Here is a 2,762-nt window from a genome sequence, read left to right on the forward strand (position 1 = left end):
AACTACGCCGCCGCCAACACCTACCTCGACGCCCTCGCCCACCACCGCCACCACCACAACCTCCCCGCCACCAGCCTCGCCTGGGGACTCTGGGACACGAGTACCGGCAGCATGGCCGCCCAGTTCTCGGAGGCCGACATCAAGCGGTGGGCCGCCAAGGGCATCCTTCCGCTGACCCCGGAACGCGGCATGGAGCTCTTCGACGCCGCGCTCACCGCCGGCCGGCCGGAGCTGGTGCCGATCGAGCTGGACCTCAAGGCGCTGCGCTCTCCGGACCGGTCCGCGCCCGCCCTGCTACGCACCCTGGTCCGCGCTCCGCGGCGACGCGCAGCCGCGGCCACCGGTTCCTCCTGGGCCGAGCGCACCGCCGGACTGCCCCCGGCCGACCGCCGGCGTGCCGCCGGTGAGCTCGTGCGGACCACCGTCGCCGCCGTGCTCGGCCTGGCGGGCCCCGCCGCCGTCAACGACAGCGGGCCCTTCATCCAGCTGGGCATGGACTCCCTCACCGGTATGGAGCTGCGCCGCAGGCTGGCCTCGGACAGCGGTATCGCGGTTCCCGCGACCGCCGTCTTCGACCACCCCACTCCGGCCGCGCTCACCGACTTCGTCGTCGCCGAGCTCGCCAAGATCGCGGGTGAGGCCGCTGCCCGGCCGGTCCGGCAGGCGGCGGCCGGCGCGGGCGCCGACCAGGACGACCCGATCGTGATCGTCGGCATGGCCTGCCGCTATCCCGGTGACGCCCGCTCCCCCGAGGAGCTGTGGCGGCTCGTCGCCGACGGCACCGACGCCATCGGCCCCTTCCCCGCCAACCGCGACTGGGACGTCGACGACCTCTACGACCCGGACCCGGCCCGGGCGGGCAAGAGCTACACCCGGCACGGCGGGTTCCTCTACGACGCCGACCGGTTCGACGCCGAGTTCTTCGGCGTCTCCCCCCGGGAGGCGTTCGCGATCGACCCGCAGCAGCGCCTGCTGCTCGAGACCACCTGGGAGAGCTTCGAGCAGGCGGGCATCGACCCGACCACCCTGCGCGGCAGCCGCACCGGCGTGTTCGTCGGCACCATGTACGACGACTACGCCTCCCGCCTGTCCGCCGTTCCGGCCGAGTACGAGGGCTACCTGAGCACCGGCAGTGCCGGCAGCGTCGCCTCCGGGCGGCTGTCCTACACCTTCGGGCTGGAGGGCCCGGCCATCACCGTCGACACGGCCTGCTCCTCTTCCCTCGTCGCCCTGCACCTGGCCTCGCAGGCCCTGCGCCAGGGCGAGTGCACCCTCGCCGTGGCGGGCGGCGCCACCGTCATGGCCACTCCGCGGCCCTTCGTGGAGTTCAGCCGCCAGCGCGGGCTCGCGCCCGACGGCCGGGTCAAGTCGTTCGCGGCTGCGGCGGACGGTACGACGTGGAGCGAGGGCGTCGGCGTCCTGCTCCTGGAGCGGCTCTCCGACGCCCGCCGCAACGGCCACGAGATCCTCGCCGTCGTCCGCGGATCCGCCGTCAACCAGGACGGCGCCAGCAACGGACTCACCGCCCCCAACGGCCCCTCCCAGGAGCGGGTCATCCGCGAGGCACTCGCCGCCGCCGGATTCTCACCCTCCGACGTCGACGCCGTCGAGGCCCACGGCACCGGGACCACCCTCGGCGACCCCATCGAGGCACAGGCCATCCTCGCCACCTACGGCCAGGACCGCGACGCCGACCATCCCCTCCACCTCGGCTCGCTCAAGTCCAACATCGGCCACTCCCAGGCCGCCGCCGGCGTCGGCGGCGTCATCAAGATGGTCATGGCCATGCACCACGGCACGCTCCCGCGCACCCTGCACGTCGACGCGCCGAGTCCGCACGTGGACTGGTCGAGCGGCGCGGTGTCACTCCTCACCGAGGCGACCCCGTGGCCGGAGACCGACCGGCCGCGGCGCTCCGCCGTCTCCTCCTTCGGGATCAGCGGCACCAACGCCCACGTCGTCCTCGAACAGGCCCCCGCCGCCGAGGCAACGGAGTCCCGCGACCCGGCGACCCCCGCCCAACTGCCCTGGGTGCTCTCCGGCCGCGGTACGGAGGGCCTGCGCGCCCGGGCGGCCCAGCTGCGGCGGCTCGCCGCCGAGGCCGGCACGGAAGGCGGATTCGACCTCGCGCACCTGGACATCGGTCACGCGCTGGCCACCACCCGGGCGGCGCTCCCCGACCGTGCGGTCGTCCTCGCCGACGACCCGGCGGGTCTGCTGGCGGGCCTGGACGCGCTGGCCCGGGGAGAGTCCGTACCGCAGCTGGTGACCGGGGACTCCGGCAGGGCGAACGGGGCCTCCGGACTCGCGTTCCTGTTCACGGGTCAGGGCAGTCAGCGTCCCGGGATGGGCCGCGAACTGTACGAGACCCACCCGGCGTTCGCCGAGGCGCTCGACGCCGTCTGCACGCGGATGGACGCCCACCTGGGTCTGTCGCTCAAGGAACTGATCCTCGCCGGCGAGGGCAGCGAGCAGGCTGCTCTCCTCAACCGGACGCAGTACACGCAGCCCGCCCTGTTCGCCGTCGAGGTCGCCCTGTTCCGGCTGGTGGAGCACTACGGGCTGACCCCCGACTACCTGCTCGGCCACTCGGTGGGCGAGCTGGCCGCCGCACACGTCGCCGGGGTCCTCTCCCTGGACGACGCCTGCACCCTGGTGGCCGTCCGCGGCCGTCTGATGCAGTCCGCCCCCACCGGCGGCGCCATGATCGCCATCGAAGCCACCGAAACCGAAATCCTCAACACCCTCCCCACCCACCACGG

General features: G+C 73.9%; 1 protein-coding gene. It reads left to right on the forward strand.

Annotation, left to right across the window (positions count from 1 at the left end):
- A partial coding sequence (locus PV721_RS42660) for a beta-ketoacyl synthase N-terminal-like domain-containing protein (RefSeq protein WP_319734176.1) occupies positions 1-2,762 on the forward strand: 2,762 nt, incomplete at both ends.

Source organism: Streptomyces sp. MB09-01, from assembly GCF_033794505.1.
Lineage (GTDB): Bacteria > Actinomycetota > Actinomycetes > Streptomycetales > Streptomycetaceae > Streptomyces.